This window comes from Paenibacillus sp. JJ1722 (genome assembly GCF_048282685.1).
In the GTDB taxonomy this organism is placed as follows: Bacteria; Bacillota; Bacilli; order Paenibacillales; family Paenibacillaceae; genus Paenibacillus; species Paenibacillus polymyxa_B.
This window is the reverse complement of the sequence record NZ_CP182500.1, coordinates 1882711-1903204: the sequence shown is the minus strand read 5'-3', so window position 1 is coordinate 1903204 and position 20494 is coordinate 1882711. Positions and strand designations below refer to the sequence as shown.

The 20494-nt window shown below is 47.6% G+C and carries 20 protein-coding genes; 9 read left to right on the top strand and 11 right to left on the bottom strand.

All coding sequences use genetic code 11. The features are described from left to right. Positions 1-137: 137 nt before the first annotated feature. Positions 138-467, top strand: coding sequence for a YtrH family sporulation protein (locus tag ACM1ND_RS08555; protein ID WP_013309582.1), 330 nt, complete (start codon positions 138-140; stop codon positions 465-467). Between the two features lie 12 nt (positions 468-479). Next, positions 480-977, top strand: a complete 498-nt coding sequence (locus ACM1ND_RS08550; protein WP_023987904.1) for a hypothetical protein — start codon at positions 480-482, stop codon at positions 975-977. 44 nt (positions 978-1021) lie between these two features. On the opposite strand, the gene ACM1ND_RS08545 is transcribed toward ACM1ND_RS08550, so the two are convergent. The 3 genes from ACM1ND_RS08545 to ACM1ND_RS08535 all read right to left on the bottom strand — a co-directional run bounded on the left by ACM1ND_RS08545 (position 1022) and on the right by ACM1ND_RS08535 (position 3255). Then, positions 1022-2356 carry a DRTGG domain-containing protein gene (locus ACM1ND_RS08545; protein WP_013309580.1) on the bottom strand — a complete coding sequence of 445 codons (1335 nt, stop codon included), beginning with the start codon at positions 2354-2356 and terminating at the stop codon, positions 1022-1024. A 197-nt stretch (positions 2357-2553) separates the two neighbouring features. Next, the gene (locus ACM1ND_RS08540; RefSeq protein ID WP_013309579.1) at positions 2554-2838 is read right to left on the bottom strand and encodes a hypothetical protein; all 285 of its coding nucleotides are present in this window, start codon (positions 2836-2838) and stop codon (positions 2554-2556) included. 72 nt (positions 2839-2910) lie between these two features. After that, a complete protein-coding gene (locus ACM1ND_RS08535) occupies positions 2911-3255 on the bottom strand; it encodes a YlbF family regulator (protein WP_013309578.1) in 345 nt (114 codons plus the stop codon). A gap of 162 nt (positions 3256-3417) precedes the next feature. Here ACM1ND_RS08535 and ACM1ND_RS08530 point away from each other — a divergent pair, with 162 nt between their 5' ends. From ACM1ND_RS08530 to ACM1ND_RS08505, 6 genes are read left to right on the top strand one after another with little or no spacing between them, the layout of a single operon-like run. Beyond that, entirely contained in the window at positions 3418-4788 is a 1371-nt protein-coding gene (locus tag ACM1ND_RS08530) for a YheC/YheD family protein (RefSeq protein ID WP_023987902.1), read from the top strand. A 43-nt stretch (positions 4789-4831) separates the two neighbouring features. After that, positions 4832-5986: a YheC/YheD family protein gene (locus tag ACM1ND_RS08525; protein WP_068940184.1), complete on the top strand. Its 1155-nt coding sequence runs from the start codon at positions 4832-4834 to the stop codon at positions 5984-5986. Between the two features lie 12 nt (positions 5987-5998). Further along, positions 5999-7369: a YheC/YheD family protein gene (locus tag ACM1ND_RS08520; RefSeq protein ID WP_013309575.1), complete on the top strand. Its 1371-nt coding sequence runs from the start codon at positions 5999-6001 to the stop codon at positions 7367-7369. After that, a complete protein-coding gene (locus ACM1ND_RS08515; protein ID WP_023987900.1) occupies positions 7366-8475 on the top strand; it encodes a YheC/YheD family protein in 1110 nt (369 codons plus the stop codon). The genes ACM1ND_RS08520 and ACM1ND_RS08515 overlap by 4 nt, the downstream gene beginning before the upstream one ends. Before the next feature lie 16 nt (positions 8476-8491). Beyond that, positions 8492-9007: a GNAT family N-acetyltransferase gene (locus ACM1ND_RS08510; RefSeq protein WP_023987899.1), complete on the top strand. Its 516-nt coding sequence runs from the start codon at positions 8492-8494 to the stop codon at positions 9005-9007. Then, the gene (locus ACM1ND_RS08505; protein WP_071558958.1) at positions 8989-10203 is read left to right on the top strand and encodes a YheC/YheD family protein; all 1215 of its coding nucleotides are present in this window, start codon (positions 8989-8991) and stop codon (positions 10201-10203) included. The genes ACM1ND_RS08510 and ACM1ND_RS08505 overlap by 19 nt, the downstream gene beginning before the upstream one ends. Before the next feature lie 103 nt (positions 10204-10306). Here the strand turns inward: ACM1ND_RS08505 and ACM1ND_RS08500 are convergent, their stop codons facing one another. The 3 genes from ACM1ND_RS08500 to ACM1ND_RS08490 all read right to left on the bottom strand — a co-directional run bounded on the left by ACM1ND_RS08500 (position 10307) and on the right by ACM1ND_RS08490 (position 14588). Continuing rightward, entirely contained in the window at positions 10307-11008 is a 702-nt protein-coding gene (locus tag ACM1ND_RS08500; RefSeq protein WP_013309571.1) for an HAD family hydrolase, read from the bottom strand. 84 nt (positions 11009-11092) lie between these two features. Continuing rightward, positions 11093-11755 (bottom strand): class I SAM-dependent methyltransferase, encoded by a 663-nt coding sequence (locus ACM1ND_RS08495; RefSeq protein ID WP_023987896.1) that lies wholly within the window; start codon positions 11753-11755, stop codon positions 11093-11095. Between the two features lie 25 nt (positions 11756-11780). After that, positions 11781-14588, bottom strand: coding sequence for a methyltransferase domain-containing protein (locus ACM1ND_RS08490; protein ID WP_418027588.1), 2808 nt, complete (start codon positions 14586-14588; stop codon positions 11781-11783). A gap of 435 nt (positions 14589-15023) precedes the next feature. On the opposite strand from ACM1ND_RS08490, the gene ACM1ND_RS08485 reads away from it, so the two are divergent. Beyond that, positions 15024-16094 carry a glycosyltransferase family 2 protein gene (locus tag ACM1ND_RS08485; RefSeq protein ID WP_023987894.1) on the top strand — a complete coding sequence of 357 codons (1071 nt, stop codon included), beginning with the start codon at positions 15024-15026 and terminating at the stop codon, positions 16092-16094. Positions 16095-16344: 250 nt separating this feature from the next. Here the strand turns inward: ACM1ND_RS08485 and ACM1ND_RS08480 are convergent, their stop codons facing one another. The 5 genes from ACM1ND_RS08480 to yfkAB all read right to left on the bottom strand — a co-directional run bounded on the left by ACM1ND_RS08480 (position 16345) and on the right by yfkAB (position 20451). Then, the gene (locus ACM1ND_RS08480) at positions 16345-16914 is read right to left on the bottom strand and encodes a manganese catalase family protein (RefSeq protein ID WP_013309567.1); all 570 of its coding nucleotides are present in this window, start codon (positions 16912-16914) and stop codon (positions 16345-16347) included. A 33-nt stretch (positions 16915-16947) separates the two neighbouring features. Next, a complete protein-coding gene (locus ACM1ND_RS08475; protein ID WP_023987893.1) occupies positions 16948-17397 on the bottom strand; it encodes a spore coat protein CotJB in 450 nt (149 codons plus the stop codon). A gap of 1 nt (position 17398) precedes the next feature. After that, positions 17399-17623 carry a spore coat associated protein CotJA gene (locus ACM1ND_RS08470; RefSeq protein WP_025722540.1) on the bottom strand — a complete coding sequence of 75 codons (225 nt, stop codon included), beginning with the start codon at positions 17621-17623 and terminating at the stop codon, positions 17399-17401. A 240-nt stretch (positions 17624-17863) separates the two neighbouring features. Beyond that, entirely contained in the window at positions 17864-19213 is a 1350-nt protein-coding gene (locus tag ACM1ND_RS08465) for a hemolysin family protein (RefSeq protein WP_023987891.1), read from the bottom strand. 107 nt (positions 19214-19320) lie between these two features. Continuing rightward, on the bottom strand, positions 19321-20451 hold the full coding sequence (yfkAB, locus tag ACM1ND_RS08460) for a radical SAM/CxCxxxxC motif protein YfkAB (RefSeq protein ID WP_023987890.1): 1131 nt from the start codon (positions 20449-20451) through the stop codon (positions 19321-19323). Between the last annotated feature and the right edge of the window lie 43 nt (positions 20452-20494).

The window sequence follows — 20494 nt, the reverse complement described above, 5'->3', positions numbered from 1 at the left end:
GCGCTTCTCTTCCTTTCACCGCTTGATTTTCTTCAAACTATTTTATCATATCCGCGTTAGTAGCGCCCATAGAATAAAAGTACAGACCTCGGCGGACAAGCGCGGTCCTGATTCGTATACCTAAGGAGGAAAAGAGCATGAGCACTTTTATATCCAAAGCGATTCTCGACTTCTTCATTGCCTTCGGCATCGTGCTCGGGGGAGCCATGCTCGGCGGAATGGGAGCTGTGGTATCGCTTCAGCCGCCTACCCAGACGATGCTGGAGGTTGCTGGAAGAATTAAAATATGGGCGCTTGCCGCTGCTGTGGGGGGGACGATGGACCCGATCCGGGTCATTGAAAGCAATATGTTAGATGGTAATTTGTCACCTGCCATTAAGCAGATATTGTATTTGATTTTCGCCTTTTTAGGCGCTCATATGGGTGCAGAGCTGGTCAAGTGGGTATGCGGCAACGGACGACCGTGAGGTGAAACGACTATGAGAGTCCCCCCTTTTGAGCGCCTGCGCCCTTTTATGCAATTATCCTCCGTCTTTGTACTCGGTATGATTACGGGAGGAATGATCTACAATGCCATCTGGCATGCCAGCTTCAATCAGCTATGGACGAACAACCAGGATCTTCAATTCCAGCTCCAGCAAGCCGAGGAGGACAACAAAACATTGCGCAAATACAGCAAGCGCCAAACCGTTGTCAAAGAGATCAAGCTGATTCCGGAGGAAGCTTCGGCCGAAAAAATTGATTCTATTAACCTAAAGGAACTTCTGCGCCGTGTCAGTCGTGATCTGGAGGTGCTGCGTGGCAGAGATATGTTTGAGATTGACTCTGACAGCAAGCTGGTACGTATGTTGCTGCACCAAAAAAAATACACCGTTCGTGACAAGGAGTATACGATCCAGGTCAAAACGATGCTTGTAATGGAAGGTGTGCTGCAAATTTGGCTGGAAGCAAAAGAAAGATTGCCTGAAAGCCACTAAGTCGATCTATTCGCCTTCACACCTTGTTCCAATCCATTGGTAGACTAACCATGTTCAATGGATTGAAGCGTCATCACTGCTTTGCATACCAAATGATTTTCCCGTGAAATTGCAATTTCTAGCTTGCAGGTACGGCGACTCATCTCAAGCAACAACGGACGAAGAACGACAGCATCCTCTATCTGTACGGGTCTAATAAAATAAGTCGTTAAATTGTCCAGCACATAATCCTTGCCGGTCATGTCTCTAGCTGCCCGGTAGCCCGCTTGTGTCATCACGTTGACCAGTACGCCTTCCGAGATCGTACCTAAATTGGTCGCCATTTGCGGAATGATAAAACCGCGGAAAAATAACGATCCATCCTCATTACGCTCTTCAGCAAACCCGTTCCAGATCAACTGGTCGAACGTCTCGCCAAGTTGTGGCTGCTTTTGGGCGTTACGTAGCGCCTCCAGCACCTCACGCCGTGTAACGGACCCGAGCAGCTTGCGGTTGCGGTCCACGACCGGCAAGTAATCCACACCTTCCCACGCCATCATTTGCGCGGCTGAAGCCAGCGAGGTCTGGTAAGTGACCGTTATCGGATTGCGGATCAGACATTTATCCATCGTATGCTCAGGTTGAAGCCCCTCCACATCTTTGCGGCTGACGATACCAATTAAACGATTCCATTCATCCACTATTGCAAAATGATGATGTCCAGTCGTCACCGAAAGTTCTTCAAACTCGGTAAGCGTGCTGTTGATTTTCAAGGTCAACGTTTTCGGTTTGCCTGCCGCAATGTCTTCAATCAGCATAATTTTCTTTTTGATCAAGCGGTCAAATATGGCTCTATTAATCATAGATGCCACTGTAAAAGTATCATGACGTGAGGAAATAATCGGCAGACTGATCTTGTCTGCGAGCTGCTTAACCTCTCGGCTCGTACCGAATCCCCCTGTAATCAGCACACCTGCCCCCTGCTCCAATGCAAGTGAATGCGCATCCTCACGGTTACCAACGATCAGCAAACTGCCAGCGTCAATATAACGGGCCATAGCTTCCTCGCGCATCGCCCCAATAACATACTTGTGCAAGGGCTTCTCCAGCCCCTCACTTCCGCCCAGCACATGTCCCTCTACAATATTCACGACATCTGCAAAGGTCAGCTGCTCGGACAAGCCGCGCGGACGCTTCTCTACTCGTACTGTTCCGATCCGTTCCTTGGTAATGACAATTCCCAGGTTCTCGGCTTCCTTCACGGCCCGATAGGCCGTTCCTTCGCTGACGCTCATTTCTTTAGCCAACCTGCGCACAGAAATTTTGGAGCCTATTTTCAACTGCTCGATATGTCGCAATAGCTGCTCATGCTTCGTAACTGTTTCATCTAGCCCGTCCAACTCTGTTACACCCCCAACGTTCAATCTGTATCATTCTGTATCTATTATAGCACAAAATACCTTTATTTTAGACCTTTGTTCATTTTGAGTTTTCTGCTTCGGAAATAGCAAAAAAGCGATCCCCTCTATTACAAGGACCGCTTCTTACTATGATTGATTTGTATCTGGGGGCAATCCCAGGACAAGCTAAAAAAAACTCACTGCATGCTACCTTTGTCAGCTTTTTTATCCCATTTCATCTGCCACTGCTGCATTTTGGCCCGCCGCACACGCTCCAGCGTTTTGCGCTTTTCCTCATCCACACCCAGCAAAAAATGCATGTTCGCCCCGATGACTAGCAGCGCAAAAAGTACCCATACTATCCCAAAGCCGTTGACCCAGTTCAAACCGCCTGCAAGCGAGATGCGTGGTAACGCAACCAAGACCATAGCCAGCGCAATCAGTGTGTACAAACCGTGTTTCCATTTTTTAAAAGAACCCAATCGTATCCCTTCCTCTCCCTGTGACTCTATGTATCTAGTCTATGAGAGGACAGGAAGGAATATGAGACAAACTTACAGAGATGAACCGTACAAATCTTGAAGACTGTCTGCAATAATTTTGTTAACATCCTCAATAATCACGCTCAAGCGGCGTTCAGCGTCGAACAGGCGTCGGATGTTGAGGTTCAAGCTAAGTACCTCAAACAGCTTCTCCATCTTTTCCATCTCTTCCTGCGCTGGCATATCGCCGCTCATCATCCGTTGCTGTACTTCCATTTGGCGTTCACGGAAATCGTCGAGCATTTTCTTGGCTTCTGGATCGGTTTCGATCAGCTTCATCGCTGACGTAATTTCCTCTACCTCTTTGCTTTCCTTCAATGCTTTCGCTAAATCATGGGCTTTGTCATAGATGTTCATGATTGTTTATTCCTCCAATACAAGTTTAGTGTCAACATTTCACATTGTCCGTCAATCACCAAGGGATATATGTCCTCATATGATGAATCAGTGCTATTACAGCCCATTCACGTTTCCCGTTACTTTCAAGACATCAAGTTGCTGCCCGGAAGGAGATCCACGATGTCCATCAAAAAAACAACGATTCAAATCATCGGATCGGGCATCTTGCAGGATGACGTACTCATGGTCGGCGAGTCCCTGCTTCGCAAATGGAAAATATCCGCTGGCCACCCCGTTCAGCTCGCCTTCGGTTCGTTCCGCCAAGAGGTTACCGTCATATCGGTGCCCCGCTACAGCGGCCTACGTGTGGGAAGCGTGCTAGCCCGAAAAATGGGGCTTCATGCCAATTGTGATCTGCGAGTAACCTACAGCCGAGGTCGCCGGACACTTCGAGTGGGCCCACTTATTAGCGTGCTGGTCAGTCGGGACTATCCCGAACAGCCCGACAAGCCTTTCGGGTCGATCACCCTGTTCTGCCGTGAACTAGTCGGGGAATGCCGCAGACAAGGAGCATATGTGTATTTTTTCACCCCGGAGCATATCGGAAGTCAGCCCGGGCGAGTTCAGGGATGGGTGTATGACGGAGGCTGGAAAAAGACGGTCATGCCCGCAGGCGATGTCGTCAATAATCGTCTTACCTCCCGTAAACTCGAGAACAGAACTAGCGTACAGCATTTCATGAAAGAAGTAAAATCGCAGTACGGCACGACCATTTTTAACGAAAAGTTTCTGGATAAGAATGAAGTATTTGATGCGCTTAAATCAAATTCTTCCCTGCGCAAGTATTTACCCGAGTCCCACTTGCTGCAAACCTTTGCTGTTTTCAAAAAAATGTGCAACCAGTATCCCGCTGTTTTTCTCAAGCCAGTGCGCGGAAGCTTGGGTAAAGGCATAATGCGCATTAACAAGCAAACCGATGGCACCTTTTCGGTGTTATCCACAACAGCGGGCACGCCCCGCAAGCAAACGTATGCCAACGTAGATAAGCTGTACAAAAGCTTAGCGGGAAAAATGAAAACAACACGCTTTCAACTCCAACAGGGACTTACCTTGATTGATCACGGTAAGCGTCCGGTCGACTTTCGTGCGCTTGTACAGAAAAATTCGTCCGGAACCTGGACCGTAACATCCATTGTCGCCCGGATCGCTGGAGGAAGCCACTTTGTGTCCAATCTGGCAAGAGGCGGCACGCTGAGCACAGTCAAGGAAGCACTTGCCAAAACCACGCTGCCCGCAACCGTTAAATCGAATGGGCATACCTCTCTGAAAACAGCAGCACTGGATATCGCAAGCGGAGTGGAAAAAGAAATTCCCGCCCATTTCGCGGAATTTGGTATTGATCTGGCAATAGATAGCACAGGGCGCATCTGGTTGCTGGAGGTCAATTCGAAGCCATCAAAGAATGACAACACGCCGTTAAATGATCAGAAAACTCGCCCGTCCGTTAAAAAAATGATTGAATACTGCTGTTATTCAGCCGGCTTCAAATGAATTCATCTCTTCCAGAGTCTGGCTGCCAAAGGAGCTGTTGTCGGTGTCTCTTGTTGTGCCAGGTACGCTGGGCGTGCTTGTTAGCCGGAAACAGGCCGTCACTCCCCCTATTACCGAAGCCGATTTTTGCCGCAGGCTAAGTCTGTTGGGCAGGCGCTCTGGTCTTAGCGTAATGGCGTTTACCGCCGAAGGAGTCTCACCTGAAGATCACTCCATACGAGGTTATGTTTATCGTAACGGAGTATGGACATCCGGCCGCTTTCCGTTGCCGGACATTGTGTATAACCGCTGTCTCCATGTCCACGAGAGCCAGAATGTCAGGCGCACACTGGAAGACATGGCGGAGCAAAAATCGCGCAAGCTCATCTACTGGTCGCGTAACTTACCTGGCAAATGGCAGGTGTATCGCGCTTTGCATGCGGTAGATAAAGTGCGTCCCTTTGTGCCGCCTACGGCGCCTTACCGGGACACGACTCAGCTTGTGGAATGGCTACGACGCCATTCGGAGCTGTTTATGAAGCCACAGACCGGAACACATGGCAAGAGCACACTGTATCTCCGGCTGGCAGAAGGAGGTCAGGGACTACTTGTACAGGGTAGAGACTCCCGTAACCGCCCGTTCCGGCGCTCGTTTTCCGAATTGGATGCAGGATTGTCATGGATCCACGGAATTGCACACAAACGCGCTTATATCGTGCAGCCTTATTTGAAATTAACAAGCCAAAGCAATCATCCCTTTGATGTTCGCGCACTCATGCAAAAGGATGGAAACGGCTATTGGTGCCTGACGGGCTTTGCCGTAAGAGAAGGCAGAAAAGGAACCCTGACTTCTAATCTGCACGGTGGAGGCGAAGCCCATCCTGCTGAGCCTTACCTTCGTGAACAATTTGGCGCGGACACCACGCGTCTCATCATCAGGCAGATGATGACGCTGTCCTTGACCATTACCAGGGCGCTGGAGGAACGTTATGGCCGCCTTGGCGAGTTGGGAATTGATTACGGTATTGACCGGATCGGGAACATCTGGCTATTGGAGGTTAATTCCCGACCTGGGCGGGCCTCCTTTTTTCAGACCCGTCAGCCAGAGTGCGCTTTCCAGTCGGTCAACCGCCCGCTCGAATATGCTCGATATTTAATGACCCATTCCAAAGCGACAGGGCCAAAGGGCGCGGACGCCTCCCTTGAACATACGGTATAGGAGGATAAACAGATGAGTTTAACGCATTGCAATGTGCATTTCTCACAGCAGCCCGACAAGGTGGCGTATATATCCACTGCCTTGTTGAAAAGCCTTAAATTATCCGGAGCCAAGTCCGTTCGTCTGCGGCTCGGTAAGGATCAGATCCCCGCTACAGTAAAACCAATTCAGAAGGCGGGACGCCATCTATACTTGACCTCCGGCTTACGTAACGCAATCCGTGTTCCCAAAAGCGGGTCCATCTATTTGCGAAATCTGGATGGTGATATACAGCTAGGGCCGTTGATTGGCGTGCTGTCTGACGGTACCACCTCCACCACTCGCCCTTTCGGATCACGCACAGGCTTTATTAAGCAACTGCTGAAGGAAGGTAGCAAAAAATCGTATATTTTTGCCTTCACCCCTCGGGATATCAACTGGCAAAATGATACGATTAACGGCTATTTTCTGTCATCCAGCGGGGAATTTACACGTAAACTTGTACCTTTGCCAGACGTGATCTATAATCGTTTGCCGAGCCGTCGCTCTGATTTTTCCCCAGCGATCAATCAACTACGCGAACGCTTTTCCCGCAAACGAATTCCCTTCTTTAACTGGAGCTTTTTCAATAAGTCCGATATCTATAATCTGCTGGAGAATAACCCAGATGTTAACCGCTATGTCCCTGAATCATACACGAATCCCAGCTCTGAACGTATCCGAAGTATGCTGGAGCGACATCAATTTGCTTATTACAAGCCAAGTGGAGGCAGTCTCGGTAAAGGAATCTACCGTCTGTCCCATGTTCCCAAGCAAGGATATTATGTGAGGTACCGTAAGAAAAATAGCAATGTATTGCTAAAATTCACCTCTTTTAACTCCATGCTCAGGATGCTTCACTCCAATCAGGGACAGATGCTAAAGGGTTATGTCATTCAACAGGGCATCCAGCTGATCGAGATTGACAATTGCCCGATTGATTTCCGGTTTCACATGCATAAAAATGGAAATAACCAGTGGGTCGTTGTCGGCATTGGAGCCAAAAAATCCGGACGTGGCAGTGTCACAACCCATATCAAAAATGGCGGCTCCCTTATGACACCTGAACAGGCGTTGAACCGGGTATTCGGAGACCGGGCGGGTGAAGTGCTTCAACGTGCCAAGAATGTAGCAGTTACGCTCGCTGAAGCCATTGAACACCACCACCAGCATCTACTGGGTGAAATCGGTTTTGATCTGGGCATTGATCAGGATGAAAAGGTATGGATGTTTGAAGCCAACTCCAAGCCAGGCCGATCCATTTTTCAGCATCCATCGTTGCGTGCGGAGGGTAAAGCATCCGTGGAGCATATTTTGGACCACTGTCTTTACCTCAGTAAATTCCGCAGAAAAGAGGAACTATGAATACCCGGGCGGAGCATAAGCCAGTCGTTGCTGTATTGACAGTGCACGACGAAGGGCAATTTTTCAAGGGCAATCAGCGCAATTTCAGGGATATTCTTGAAACGGGAACACGGATGGGATATCAGGTGTACATTGTTACCGTCAGGGACCTGAAACTGGCAGATGAGACGGTTAAGGGCTATGTCTTCAACAAGAGCTTACAGACGTGGGAGGAACAGAATTTCCCACCTCCACAGGTCATTTATAATCGCATCCCAAACCGTAATTATGAACTTAAAACCTCTGTGCGCACAAAGTTGGATGAAATTTCACATGCCTCAGGCATTGAACTGTACAATCCAGGCTTTTTTAACAAATGGGAACTGTTCAAGTGGTTGCGTACCTCGGAAACCACTCGTCAGCTTGTTCCGGCAACCAAACGGTTAAGCAACCTGTCTTCATTAGGAAAAATGCTGTCTGCGTATCCATACCTGTATCTCAAGCCGGAAAACGGTAAGGCCGGAAAAGGGATTATGATTCTTAAATTCCACCCAGACCATCTCATGGCTTACAGACTGACCATTCAGCATGACAAAAAAAGTGTAACCTACAAATCTGTATCGCTATCCCGGCTGTGGGGACGTATCCGCCGGGAAGCAGGCAACTCGCCTTATATCATTCAACAGGGTATCGATCTGGCAACCTATCAGAAAAAACCCTTCGACCTGCGTATCCTGGTACAAAAAAATATCCGTGGCTCCTGGAGTATAACCGGGGTCGGTGCCAGACTGGCGGGTAAAGGGAGCATCACCACACATGTCCCGCGTGGCGGGAGTGTAGAGGACCCGTTCAAGCTACTGTCCTCGCTGTTTGGGCCTGAGGACAGCACGGATCTACTGAGCAAAGTTAAAAGTACGGCCATACAGATTGCACGTCAAATTGAACGCGCATCCGGTCTTTCTCACGGCGAAATGTCCATGGATTTGGGCGTGGATACGCTCGGAACACTCTGGTTTTTTGAGGCCAATGCCAAACCGATGAAATTTGACGAGCCGGAAATCCGCCAAAAGTCGCTTAGACGCATATTCCAGTACAGCTCCTTTTTGGCCGGACGATTGAAATCATGATCAAGGAAGTGGAATCATGCCGCAAATTAGCGATGTTCAACATTTGCCTGCCCGGAGCTGGCTACTGAGACGACGACAGTTGCTGTTTTTGGCCCGCAGTTCAGGGGGCATGCGCATTACTCGTAATGCTCTGCGGCAGTTGGCAGTTTTAACGCCCGAGCTATTGAACACCCCCGGCTCCTCCCTCTTGTGCGCATATGTGCGCACGGAGAAGGGGCTGCGGATTGCGGGATTTTCCCTCGCTCTGAATTACGGGAAGGATGCTTGCATCGTAATTGTTCGTCCGCTTTACCGGGGCCGCAGACTGGGCGCTAGACTGCTGTCCGCCCAGCTCAAACAGCTGCGCCGTCTGACGTGCAGCGTAGCCGCCGACAATATGTCCAGTCTCAAAACCTGTTTCCGCGCTGGACTTGTTGCGCACGAAATGACGACTGGACCGACCGGGAAACCCACGCTGATATTTCACGGGGAGTTATCCCAAGATAAGCAGACGGCAGAGGAAGGTGGAATGCTGTGCCAAAACCTGTCCTAGGCATCATGACCTTGTATTTGAACAACAAGAAGCAATTGGAGGAGCGCGACATATATGAGCGCATGATTGCAGAAGGGAAAAGGCTGGGACTGGATATGTATGTATTCACTCCTGCAGATGTCCACAAGGATCGCAGGCTGCTCCTTGCCCAAATCTATGATCCACACAGCGGAAAATGGACCCGAAAATGGAGAGAGTTTCCAGATATGATTTTCGACCGTTGCCGGGTACAGCGCAGTGAGCGATATCGTCAGTTGAAGCAGTTCCGATTGCAATACACAGACCTTGTATATTTAAACCGACCGCTGAGTAACAAGTGGGTCATTCATCAGCAGCTTGCGAGGAGGTCTGCCTTTCGCGCCCATTTGCCTGCAACAGAGCTGTTCAGTGGATTTCATAGTGTAAAACGGATGCTTAAACAGAATTCACTAGTGTACCTCAAGCCGATTAACGGTACGGGAGGCCGCGGCATTTTACGTATTGAACCTGTTAACAAGCAAGGAGGCCTGTATCTGATTGAGGGCCGCAATCGCAAACGCCATATTATTCCCCAGCAGCGGGTACGTCTAGACCGTCTGGAGCCGCGTCTGAGCAGCTGGAACATGGATAACTACATTGTTCAGGAAGGCATTCCTGTGCAGTTGCCGAATGGCAGAGTCCATGATTACCGTATGCTGGTACAGAAAAATAGCCAAGGAGTATGGGAGCTAACCGGATGCGCCGGGCGAATCGGGGCACATCGGAGTGTCACTTCCAACCTGCATGGTGGAGGCAAGGCGGTACCGATGAGCCAATTGCTGACGCAATGGATTCGTGATGAAAGCCATAGAGAGAAAATCATCAAGCAAGGGGAAAAACTCGGACTGGACATCGCTGCATATCTGGAAGAAAGCTACGGGGCATTGTGCGAGCTTGCGCTCGATTTGGCAATTAATAAGGACGGTCATATATACGTGCTGGAAGTCAACCCGAAGCCAGCCCGTGAGGTCTTTTCACGTATTGGTGAAAAAGAAACCTATCGCCGTTCCATCGCCAAGCCCATGGAATATGCTTTGTGGGTCTACCACACACAAATTAATCCTAAGCCTCAGACGGACTACAAAGCAGAAGATAAAACAGAAGATAAAGCAGAAAATAAGACAGAGAATAAGACAGAGAATAAGACAGAGAATAAGACAAAGGAAGGCTCCACGTAAAGTGGCTGCCTTCCTTTCTTTTTTCGTCTGCCCGACAGTACCAGCATGTTTTAATTATATGGTGCGTCGAGCCTATTTATAACCAATTACCTGTGTTTCACAGTTACTCGGCGTTTTTATAAAGTGTAAGCAGTTGCGTAAAGTCTGTAATAATCGCATCGGACCCCTTCAACTCATCGTTCACACCAAATCCAGCATAAGCGCAACCGATCACCGTCTGTCCGTTCTTTTTGCCTGCTTCCACATCTGAGGAACGATCTCCTACCATCCATACGTTCGAAATATCGTGCTTGCTCAACAGAATTTCCAGCAAATTCACTTTGGAAAGCGTGCTGTACTCCCCAGCACTGTACAGTCCTTCAAAAATGGGAACCATTTCATACGCAGCAGCGATCCCCTTTACATAGTCCTCCAGCCCGTTACTGGCTACGAACAATCGAACACCTTGCTCATGAAGGGTCTGGAGTGTTTCTTTTACATGTGGATACAGGGCATGACTTCCGTTCTTCAATCCTTCCAGTTCCAGCTGAAGCAGCAGCTCGTCCGCTCTTCTATGGGCCGCTTCGCTGGCTTCCGGCATCACTCTTCTCCAGATTTCATCCAGCAGCATGCCCAAACTATTCAAAATAAGCTCCTCGGGAGGAGTCTCTCCTTCATAAAGCCCTTCGGCGCGCAGCGTATCAAACAGCTTGTGGTACGCAGGAAGCAATAGCGTCTCCGTCTGAAAAAGTGTACCGTCCATATCAAATACCATAGCCTCAGGTTTCTTCAACACAGGTGCATTGTTCATGTAGTTATCAGTCATTCCTTTCCTATGTAGGTTTACAACTCTAACCCCTCTCATGATAAGCAATAAGAGAGGTCCGTGTAAACCTCATTGCGCATACCGCTAACTCTTATATTTTTTTAAAACAGTCCTGAAACAATGCAAACCACCCCACATATCCGTGTGTAAAGCACCCCGTGGAAGCTTGAGATCCACACCATTCCAATACGAAAATCCCGCCTGCTCTATCCATTGCTCCATCGCTGACAGGTCCACTGTAGGGTAATCAAACGTCAGCAGAAGCATTCCGTCATCGCGTAAGGTCCGGTGAAATTCACGTAAGGCTGCCAAAGATTCATCAGGTGTTAAATGCTCCAGCACCGAAATACATACAATTTTGTCAAAACTGGCATCCTCATAGGGCAGAGCCGTCAGATTGGCATGTGCGGAGTGGAGCCGAACTGGCAAAATCTCCTGAATGCGCTCGGCAGCCTCCTCTCCGATATCCCGCCGCACCTCGGCCAAAATGGCATCCACGGAAATGATCCGAATATCCAGATCGCAGGCATAGACCTGAGCGCAACGGCGGGCCAACTCAAATTTGAATGGATGTGGGATTCCACATGCTGCGTCCAGCACTGTATCTTGCCCAGACATAAATTGAAGACACCACTCATACTCATAGGGGCGACTCCACCAGCTTTGGGGGAGTCTGTAAATCATGCTGGAGGAGTTGGGATCAGAATATACAAAAAAGCGAGACAGATACGGGTCAGACATGTTCATGGATGCTGCCTCCTTTTAGGGATGATTAAATTACTCTTGCGACACAGCACAGTTCATGACCCCGTTTCTCGCCTTGAAGTTTGGCTAACAATCCCATTTGCTCCGTAAAGGCAAGCTCACCGTACAAAGGATGGGCTTGCAGCAGGGCATCCAAACCAGAGGAAAGCTGGCGGGTGAACATAGCCACTGGGCGGAAGCCAGACTTTTCCAGTAAGAGCGCAAGCGTATGCTCAGAATAATGATACAAATGATCTTCCTCCGTAAATAAAGGCGAATAAACACCATAAGCCTCATTGGTGAACGAGTTTTTGTTGGGCACCGTAATATACAACGTCCCGTCAGGTTGAAGCTGTTCGCGTAAATCTGTCAAAAATGTAACAGGGTCCGCAATATGCTCCAGCACATGCCAGCATGCTACGGCCTCGTATTTGTGATCCAGTGATAAGTCAGTATCTTCTTCTGCTTCTTGTTCTTCATTCAATTCCTGTATTTCATGTGCTTCTTCGGTTTGAGTATCTTCTTCGGCTTCATCGCCCCAGTAACCCGGCAATAAATCCACGTCATATTTGTATTTTGCGTAAGCACGCGAGTCTATGGAAGGTTCAATGCCCACTGCATCCCAGCCGGCTTGAAGGGCAGCATGAATAAATTCTCCGGTACCTGATCCAATCTCAAGCAATTTTCCTTTACTGGTACTGAACATATCCAGCAGCATAAGTCCAAAAAGGGCATGATCTCCATAAGTTGAAGTTGCTGCACTATCCCGCATAGCAACCCATTCGGCATTATAAATTTTTGCAATCATATCCTCTGGCTGTATATGATCCACATCATTACGAAAAACCAATCCGCAGGAGCCGCATCCCATCAAGGTAAAGCGTTCATAGCTATGAAATACTGCCGTGTCGGATGAGCCACACAGTTTGCATTTACTATAAAGTAAGTCCTTTGTTTCACTTTTTATTTGTAGGTCGGAATTATTAATAACCTGGACACTCGCAATCTCAGCAACATCCATGGCGTTCACATCATCGGCAGCTTCATACTCTGGTGCAGTTTCTTTTTCTGCATTTATGTTGTCCTGATCTACCCAAAGCGTGAGTCGGGGGTTCGGGTCCAAAATAGATTCATATTGCTCTTTCCAGCCATAACGAGCACTTGGATCAAGCAACTGGTATCGCTGAAATTTGGCCATGCGAATAGCAGGTGTACACCATCCCCAATGCTGGATGCGGTAGTTGCTGATTTCACTGGGTAGGTCAAGCACATTTTCGGGAAATCTCCCACAGTGCAAGGACTGCTCCTTCCATTTATAAGAAAACCCTTCCTTATATCGAATTAAAAAAGGACGGTAATACTGATGAGCCTGCCAATAATCATCATCGCGATAATGCGTGGAAGTCCACATATCAAACAACCTGAAACAAATCGTATCCGCTTTCGTTCCCGCTAACAACGAATGTACCCCTTGAGCAAAACGGGATTCGAACATTTCGTCAGCGTCCATGTTTAATATCCACTCGGGAGAGGATGCCAACGTCTCTCTCCACTGCTGTTTTCGCAGCTCTAATTCATTGGTAAAAGAAGCTGTTTCATTGCGTATTAAACGCAATGGGATTCCCTTCAGGATCTCGCGGCACAACTCTCCGCTATCATCCTGACTGCCATCATCAATAATGACCGCTTCATCAATATATTCCCGATGACTCCGCAGCACGTCAATGAGCTTGCGATCTGCCTCATTGTATACCGTCATGGTCAGCGTCAATTTGGGTTTGGAGACAGGCGGCGTATGAAGTTCACTTTGTCGTGGACCAGAGAATGTTTGTGGTACAGCAAAAGAATCTGCAGTGTACTTGGCAAAGACAGCTGACTCACGGAGATCATACGGTATAACAGGAGGTTCAGGGAACTTAGAGGGACTTGATGATGCAGAACGATTGAAGGCAGGAGAGTTAGTAGAAGTATCGGAGTGATCCAGATATGCTAAATGTTCTGAATGGTCCGTATGAACAGCACTCGTTGTAAAATACTTTAGGGTGAATAGTAGCTGCTCTGCCTTTATTCTATCCGCTTCCCGGTACAGATGCATCGCCGGATAGTGTGTATCCACAAAAAGTGGAAATCCAAATGCAGCTGCCCGAATACAGAAATGTCGATCTTCTCCCCAATAGGAAACGTTTTTGATTTTACCAAAGTGAATCCCTGCTTCCAGTGCACGTCTGCGGATTAGGGTGCAAGCGCCTAGACCACCCACCTCGTACAAACCAGGAACGTGCAATTGGTGTATGAAATGCAACTCGCGTTGCGCTCGCTCCTCTGCCGACAACACTTCGCCTTCTTCACGATGGAACAAATTATATTCATCACTAACCCACACCTGAGGCAATAGAGGCCCCTCCGGCTGCCAGCGTGTCCAGAAAATCTCAGATACAATATCCTTCTCCGCCTCTACCAGTTTACATAAGGTACGGGAATGGAGAATCAGGTCTGAATCGACCAAAAACAGCGCGTCATAATTATGCTGAAGTGCATAATCAATAAGACGATTTTTAAAATCAGCCACTTTCCAGACGAGGGCAGGCGGCCAATAATGAGTGTGCTCATCACTTCGGTTCTCCACTTGCTGTGAGCCTGTCAACAAGGGCAAAACCCTGCCTGGCAGTCGATTAGAAAAATCGGCAAGCCATTGGCTTGAAGTCGGATTGTCATTATCATCGACAAATAAATAATCGGGCAGCACGTCAGGTGCCTCCAGTCGCTCCAAAGCTTGAAGAAATAAAGACAATGTTTCCGGTTTCTGGTGCACCGGGCTACCGATTAGTATACGCATGATTCAACGCCTCCATCAGGTAGAAGCCTCATAAACCGTTCTCCCTCCATGTCCTTAGGCATACCATAATTGCGACCAAGCGATATGGGAGTGAGCGTGGTAGGAATGGACTTACACCTGGAAATATCAATGAAAACGACATCAATACAAAAATACAACCTTAACATCCAGTTAACTGCCTTTTTTCTGTTTTTCACCTGTTTTCCAACTACATTTAGCCATCAAATTTATTTCCCGGTCGCACTTGATAATATCGAATTTCGCACAATCTCCTCCCCCTTCATATCAGACTTTGATTTTCTAATTTATTAGAGCAAGTTTGAATTTATGATCATTACACATCCTCTAAATGCTCCATCGGAATTACTACATAATGAGCAAGCTATCCTACATAAAATGGAGATTATATCAAGTTTTTTGGGAGGGACAAAGAGCATGGTAACTGTCAGCTTATGTATGATTGTCAAAAATGAAGAAGAAGCACTTCATACCTGTCTGAAATCAGTCCATGACCTGGTAGATGAAATCATTATCGTTGATACTGGCTCTACCGACAGTACCCAAGAGGTAGCTGCATCGTTCAACGCTCGGATATACCCTTTTGAATGGTGTGATGATTTTTCCGCAGCCCGCAATTATGCGTTTGATCAGGCAACACAGGAATATCAATTTTGGCTGGATGCCGACGACATCTTAGAAGAGCAAGACCGACTGGCATTTCTCGACTGGAAAAAACAAGCCACCGTCTCGTATGACAGCATTACGATGGATTATGTGCTATCTGTAGATGAACAGGGGCAGCCGCTGCATAAGCTCAAAAGAAACCGAATGGTGCGACGTGATCGTAAATTCAGATGGATCGGATTTGTTCACGAATTCCTGAATGTGACAGGCAGTACCTTTCACAGTAATATGGCGGTGACTCATAAAAAGACACGTGCTTACACTGATCGTAATTTGCATATCTATCTCAAGCATCGGGAGCAAGGCACCGCATTTTCTGAACGAGATCACTACTACTTCGCTAATGAACTTTATGATAACGGACGCATACTAGAAGCCATCCAGCAGTACAAACACTATCTGGGTCTAGATCTCGGATGGATTGAAGATCGGATTGCTGCTTGCTTTAAGCTAGCGGATTGCTACGCTCACCAGGGTCAAAAACAGGAGCAGCGTATGGCTCTGCTTCGCACACTTAACCTTGATGTACCACGCGCACAGTTCTGCTGTGCCTTTGGCAATTTGTTCATTGAAGATGAGCAGTATACTCAAGCCATTTACTGGTTTCGTCAGGCGACGCTGATAGAGCCTCCACAAGATGTGATGGCCTTAACCAATTCCTCGTACTATACCTGGTTTCCACACTTGCAATTATGCCTGTGTTACGACCGAATCGGTGACATCGAAAAGGCAAAATCGCATCATCGCATCGCTCAGTTGCACCATCCTACCCATCCAAGCGTGTTATATAACGAGCAATATTTTGCACAACTGAAGCAATAGGGATGAGAAAGACGCGCCAGGGAAGGTCGTTTAATGTAGGCGGCCTTTTAGTCATCATGCCGATATGTGCTCGGCACGATACCCGGGCTGACAGCCTGCAATTTTTGGGGGCTTTTATTTTTGCCCCCTCTTATATACAAAATGCCCATTGCTACTCCTTGAGAACGACCATTTCATAGCTTAGATGACTTCAAAAGAAAAAAGTCTCCTGCAAGCTAAAGCTCACCAAGAGACCTTGTGTATCATTTTCTCAGAACACTTTCTTCCGATCTCTTTCCCCCTTCAAAATTTCCACAGACTCATGGAAACGGAGCGAATGGATTATTTCGCGTTCACGCAGAAACTTCAGACTATCCTGCAAATCCACATCATCTGTTAAATCAATCAGCCACTGATATGTAGCTCTCGCCTTTTCTTCTGCCGCAATATCCTCATACAAATCCGCAATTGGATCACCCTTGGCTTGAAAATAGGTCGCTGTAAAAGGAACTCCGCCTGCGCTCTGGTAATACAGCGCATGATCATGCGCCGCATAATATTCCCCCAGCCCGGCTGCCTTCATTTGCTCTACACTCGCATCCTTGGTCAGCTTGTAAATCATAGTCGCAATCATTTCGAGGTGCGCAAATTCTTCCGTACCTATATCATTAAGTACGCCGATAACCTTATCCGGAATCGTATACCGCTGATTCAGATACCGCAAAGCCGCCGCCAGCTCGCCATCCGCTCCACCATACTGCTCCATAAGCAGTTTGGCCATATGAGGATCACATTTGCTGACACGTACGGGATATTGCAGTTTTTTCTCATATACCCACATTCATGTTCCTCCTTTATAAAAGGTTGTACCTACCTAGACCTGCCACGGCCAAGGAGTTTGGTTCCATTCCCAAGGATACTTGGAATAGGCACGGCCAAAATTTTGTAAAGGCCCATATAAGATCTGGTACTCGTTAGCAATCGCCGTTCTTTCCTGCGTCAGCTTATTGAACTGTTCGATAGCCTGTAAATCATCCGGGTGTGTATTGAGATACAAATTCAGTTCCACCAATACAAAATCTACCGCCTGAAGCTTCTCCAACAGCGCATAAAACTGGGCATCACCCGGCTTGGTTTGGGGCGTGCAGCCTTGGGCTGGGTTTCCGGCTTGACTATAGTCCTGAGCTTGGCTCTGATACTGGTTCTGGTATGAATACGGATTTGAATAAGGGCTTTGATATGGATTCGGCTGTTGATACCCACTCTCATGCTGAATTTGCTGTTGGAATGGGTTTGGGGACTGACCCTGTTTTGGATTCTCCATTCTATTCGCCTCCCCCCTGGTTTCTCATAGGCTCATAAGGGCTGTAAAGTAGAGGCCATAGTGTCCCCTTCGTCAGCGCCTCATCTGGACTGAATTGCGGTAGACCAGGGGGCTGAAATTGTACAAATAAGTTTGGCGGAAGCACATAAGTCTTGCACAGGACGGGTGGACACGGATCGAACGGGCCGACAAACGGGGCATACTCACCTTGCTGTGGAAATTTCACGGGCCGGGACCTCCTTTGATTGATCCATCTGCTTTACTATTCAACATATGCCGCATCGCCCAAGTCTCGAACAAAAAATCACAGATAAAAATAATTGTTCAAAGAAAATAACTATAGAACTGTTTCTAATCAAAAAAGAGCCTTTAAACCCACGGTACGTGGATCTAAAGGCTCTTTCTTCAGCACTCTATAATAACTTACATACCTCAACTGATCTTACCTATCTCTGTGGATCAGGAATCAATCGGTAGAAAGCTCATCTTCAATCACAGGCTCAGGCTTGCGGTGAATCTTCACTCTCATTATGCGAAGCCTTGTTGCTTCCTCCACCTCAAAGGTAAGGTTATAAAACTCAATTTTCTTCCCTTTCACCGGAATGCCTTCCAATTCCTTGAACAGCCATCCCCCGATGGAATCCACCTCGTCGTCTTCAATATTCACTCCAGTCAAATCATTGACATCCTCAATGAGCATACGACCGTCCACAGAGATGAAGTTCTCCTTCATTTCCACGCTCGGGCGTTCATCCTCAAATTCATCATAGAGATCCCCGACGATTTCCTCCAAAATTTCCTCCGCTGTCAGCAGCCCGGCCGTTCCGCCGTACTCATCTACCACGAGAGTCATTTGGGAATGTTTTTTCTGCATAAGGCGTAGCACGTGACTCACTTCCATGGACTCCGGCACATTCAAAATAGGACGTACCACCGAAGCCAGATCCAGTTGCTCTCCCTGCTCAGCTAGCAGAAGATCCGTAATATGGACAAAACCGATAATCTGGTCTTTATCCTCAACCGCTACCGGGTAGCGGGAATGCTTGGTCTCGCTGATAATCTTGAGATTTTCCTTAAACGACAAATTCGTGTACAAACAATCCATATCTGTACGCGGCAGCATGATTTCGCGGGCAAGCAAGTCAGAAAAATCAAAAATATTATCCATCAGCTTAATTTCGTCCTTATCAATCACACCGCTTTTGGCGCTCTGATTCATCAATATACGAATCTCTTCCTCCGAATGAGCCGCTTCGGCTTCACTCGCCGGCTGAATGCCGAATGCACGCAACAGTAAATTTGCCGCAGCATTCAATACCCAGATCACAGGCAGAAAGACCTTATAAAAAAGCAGCAAAGGCGCCGATAAAAACAACGCCACACCTTCGGTCTTCTGAATCGCTAAGGACTTTGGCGCCAGTTCCCCCAATACGATATGCAAAAAGGTAATTACGCAAAATCCGACGATAACGGATACCGTTGTAATCAGTGTACCGTCAGTTACACCGAGTTTGTGCATGAGTGGCTCTATCAGGTAGCCGGATATTGCTGGCTCTCCAATCCAACCTAGGCCCAATGAAGCCAGCGTAATGCCCAATTGGGTGGCGGACAGATAAGCATCCAACTTTTGGTTCACCTTCAGCGCATAGCCTGCCAGGCGATGACCCTCGCTTTGGAGCTGCGTCAATCGGGATTGGCGCATTTTGACCAACGAAAATTCTGCGGCCACAAATACACCATTTAGAAAGACAAGCAGCAGTACCAAGAGGAGATTCACAGCTAGCAATCCCCAATGAAACTCGGTATGACCATCCAATACGAACTCCCCATTTCTATAGTTTGCATTTTCATCTTTTGGTTTGCAAGCAATTCAATCCAAATTTTATTAATTGGAAGTTGCTAATTAAAATCATGCAAAAATACTCATAATTGTAATGCTTTTCTTGATTTAAAGTCTATTCCTTTGTAGTACATATCCGCCACGAGCAGGTTCGGTCCACAACAGGCAGCGGCATCACAATGACAGTTCACAGTCTGATTCAGCGGATGCTCATTCAGCCATTCACCAAAAATATCGTCCAGACTGTCTTCCTGAATGTTTCCGAAAGCCGGAATGTCTGCAAAATCCGTCACATACACGCTACCCGTGAACATATTCACATTCACACGGTTTCTTCCGTCTGGATCATTACGCACCGTAATATTCGGTTCCTGACGCAAGCGGCGAAGCAGTTTGCGGTCTTCTTCCCGATCCGAACAAGCAAAGAACGGTAATGTGCCAAACAACATCCACATGTCCTGATTACGTACATCCAGCAGCTTATGGATAGAGTTTCGCATATCGTCGAGTGAAAGCACAGGCAAAGCAGAGGCAAAATTCGACGCATACATTGGATGAACTTCATGCCGTCGGCATCCCATTTCGTTGATTAACTGATGAATGCCCTCCAGCTTCGTGTGTGTCCGATAATTAATCATGGATTCAGCTGAAATGAACATTCCCATTTCACTCAATCTGCGGGCATTTTCCATCATTTTTTCATACAGGCGAACAGCGCCCGCACGTGGAGTCGGCCGGCCGGTATTTGCAAAACCCACTTCATAAAAATCGTCCGCATTCAAATAGTTAAACGAAATATGCATCACATCCAGATAAGGAAGCATCTTCTCATATCTGCGAATATCTAACGTCAGATTGGAGTTGATTTGCGAGCGAATACCGCGCTCCTTGGCATATTTCAGCAGTGGAACGATCACTTCATCCACTGTTTTATCGAGTAAAGCAGGTTCCCCGCCTGTAATACTGATGGTCTCCAGATGCTCGACTTCATCCAGACGCTTCAGCATTAGGTCTAACGGCAGGAAAGGGGCCTCCTTCATAACTAACATGTCGCCAACAGCGCAATGCTCACAGCGCATATTACATAGATGCGTTACGGTCATTTCCACACTCGTTAGCAAATGACGACCATGTGTACGCAGTGAGACAATCGGGTCCCACGGATCATAGGTTGGCGATATTTGGGGTAGCGTGTTATTTTGTAGAACTGTCATTATGTTTTCACCTTATTTCTGTTATTAACCTCAAAAGACGTAT

What these genes read in the sequence shown, in the direction of transcription:
- ACM1ND_RS08495 (WP_023987896.1), bottom strand. Translation starts at nt 11,755, where the DNA reads ATGAACATGTCTGACCCGTATCTGTCTCGCTTTTTTGTATATTCTGAT.
- ACM1ND_RS08555 (WP_013309582.1), top strand. Translation starts at nt 138, where the DNA reads ATGAGCACTTTTATATCCAAAGCGATTCTCGACTTCTTCATTGCCTTC.
- ACM1ND_RS08550 (WP_023987904.1), top strand. Translation starts at nt 480, where the DNA reads ATGAGAGTCCCCCCTTTTGAGCGCCTGCGCCCTTTTATGCAATTATCC.
- ACM1ND_RS08520 (WP_013309575.1), top strand. Translation starts at nt 5,999, where the DNA reads ATGAGTTTAACGCATTGCAATGTGCATTTCTCACAGCAGCCCGACAAG.
- ACM1ND_RS08480 (WP_013309567.1), bottom strand. Translation starts at nt 16,914, where the DNA reads ATGTGGGTATATGAGAAAAAACTGCAATATCCCGTACGTGTCAGCAAA.
- ACM1ND_RS08500 (WP_013309571.1), bottom strand. Translation starts at nt 11,008, where the DNA reads ATGACTGATAACTACATGAACAATGCACCTGTGTTGAAGAAACCTGAG.
- ACM1ND_RS08515 (WP_023987900.1), top strand. Translation starts at nt 7,366, where the DNA reads ATGAATACCCGGGCGGAGCATAAGCCAGTCGTTGCTGTATTGACAGTG.
- ACM1ND_RS08490 (WP_418027588.1), bottom strand. Translation starts at nt 14,588, where the DNA reads ATGCGTATACTAATCGGTAGCCCGGTGCACCAGAAACCGGAAACATTG.
- ACM1ND_RS08510 (WP_023987899.1), top strand. Translation starts at nt 8,492, where the DNA reads ATGCCGCAAATTAGCGATGTTCAACATTTGCCTGCCCGGAGCTGGCTA.
- ACM1ND_RS08475 (WP_023987893.1), bottom strand. Translation starts at nt 17,397, where the DNA reads ATGGAGAATCCAAAACAGGGTCAGTCCCCAAACCCATTCCAACAGCAA.
- ACM1ND_RS08485 (WP_023987894.1), top strand. Translation starts at nt 15,024, where the DNA reads ATGGTAACTGTCAGCTTATGTATGATTGTCAAAAATGAAGAAGAAGCA.
- ACM1ND_RS08530 (WP_023987902.1), top strand. Translation starts at nt 3,418, where the DNA reads ATGTCCATCAAAAAAACAACGATTCAAATCATCGGATCGGGCATCTTG.
- ACM1ND_RS08535 (WP_013309578.1), bottom strand. Translation starts at nt 3,255, where the DNA reads ATGAACATCTATGACAAAGCCCATGATTTAGCGAAAGCATTGAAGGAA.
- yfkAB (WP_023987890.1), bottom strand. Translation starts at nt 20,451, where the DNA reads ATGACAGTTCTACAAAATAACACGCTACCCCAAATATCGCCAACCTAT.